Raw genomic sequence first — 1,620 nt, 5'->3', positions numbered from 1 at the left:
TTCTTCGGCCGTTACGGGATGACCATCCTGTTTGCGCTGATTTCCTTCGCCGCGCTGCGCGAATTCGTGACGCTGACGCATACGCGCCGCAGCGACCATTGGGTGCTGCTCGGCATGTTCGGCATCATCATCCCGTTTCAGTACTGGCTGGTGTGGACCGCCTGGTACGGGCTCTTCGTCATCTTCATTCCGGTCTACTGCTTCCTCTTGATGCCGGCCATCACGGCGCTGCATGGCGACACCGAACGCTTCCTCGAGCGGATCGCCGCGCAGCAATGGGCGGTGATGATCTCGGTCTATTGCGTCAGCCACGTCCCCGCCCTGCTGACACTCGACGTGCCAGGCTTCGAAGGCCGCACCTTGCTGCTGATCGCCTTCCTGATCATCGTCGTGCAAGGCAGCGACGTGCTGCAGTACATCTTCGGCAAGCTGTTTGGTAAACACCGGTTTTCGCCGAACGTCTCGCCGTCGAAAACCTGGGAAGGGCTGATCGGCGGATTGGTGTCGGCGAGCCTGCTCGGCGCGCTGTTGTCGTTCGTGACGCCCTTCTCGGCGCTGCAGGCGGCAGGCGTGGCCTTCGTCGCCTGCTCGATGGGATTCCTAGGCGGGCTGGTCGCCTCGGCCATCAAGCGCGACCAGGGCGTCAAGGACTGGGGCCATCTCATCGAAGGCCATGGCGGCATGATGGACCGCACCGACAGCCTGGTCTTCGCCGCCCCGGTGTTCTTCCACATCGTGCGCTATTTCTGGACTGTGTGATCCGGCGACCGGTTGCCAAAGGCGCTCAAAGCCGGTTGCGGATCAGCATGGTGACGACGAAGAACGCACCGACCGAGCTGGTGATGATGCCGATCGGCAGTTCCTGCGGCGGCAGCAGCGTTCGGGCCAGAAGATCGCTGGCCAGCAAAAGCACCGCGCCGAAGACGGCGCAGCTGGCAACCAGGCGCAGATGCAAGGGGCCTGCCAGCGGCCGCGACAGATGCGGGATCATCAGCCCGACGAAGCCGATGACCCCGGCGACAGAGACCAGGATCGCCGTCGAGAAGGCGGCGACGAGAAACGTCATTCGGCGCATGCGCGCCACTGGCACGCCAAGGCTTTCGGCGGCGTTTTCGCCGGCCAGGAAGGCATCGAGCCGGCGGTGGTTCCACAGCGCGTAAGCCAGAATGGTGCCCGCACCCAGCGCGCCGAGCCAGATATTGTCCCAGCGCGCCAGGCCAAGGCCGCCCATCGTCCAGAACAACACGGAGTGGGCGGCGCGCTGGTCGCCGGCAAAGACCAGGTAGTTGGTCAAGGCGGTGAACATGAAGGACACGGCAAGGCCGGCGAGGATCAGCCGCTCCGGCCCTTGGCCCCTCACCCGCGCGACCAGCAGCAGGACGACGCCGGCGGCCAATATGCCGCCGGTGAAGGCCGCGACCGGCAACGTCCAGATGCCAAAGCTGTCGCCGAAGACGGTGATGACGGAAACGGCACCGGCGGCGGCGCCCGACGACAGGCCGAACAGGAACGGATCGGCGAGATCGTTGCGGGTCACTGTCTGCAGCAGCGCGCCGACGACGCCGAGGCCCGCGCCGACGCAGATGGCCAGGATCGTGCGCGGCAGCCGCAGATCGACGA

2 protein-coding genes are annotated in these 1,620 nt (G+C 65.5%); one reads left to right on the top strand and one right to left on the bottom strand.

The features are described from left to right. Positions 1 to 759: phosphatidate cytidylyltransferase (locus tag EN994_RS30505; RefSeq protein ID WP_127308106.1), on the top strand; the 759-nt coding region annotated here is incomplete at its 5' end. 25 nt (positions 760 to 784) lie between these two features. Here EN994_RS30505 and EN994_RS30500 read toward each other — a convergent pair. After that, on the bottom strand, positions 785 to 1,620 hold an 836-nt coding region (locus tag EN994_RS30500; protein ID WP_164746377.1), incomplete at its 5' end, for an iron ABC transporter permease.

The organism is Mesorhizobium sp. M7A.F.Ca.CA.002.09.1.1, from assembly GCF_003998555.1.
Classification (GTDB): domain Bacteria; phylum Pseudomonadota; class Alphaproteobacteria; order Rhizobiales; family Rhizobiaceae; genus Mesorhizobium; species Mesorhizobium ciceri.
The sequence above is the reverse complement of the archived record's forward strand: the minus strand, read 5'-3'. Positions and strand labels throughout refer to the sequence as shown.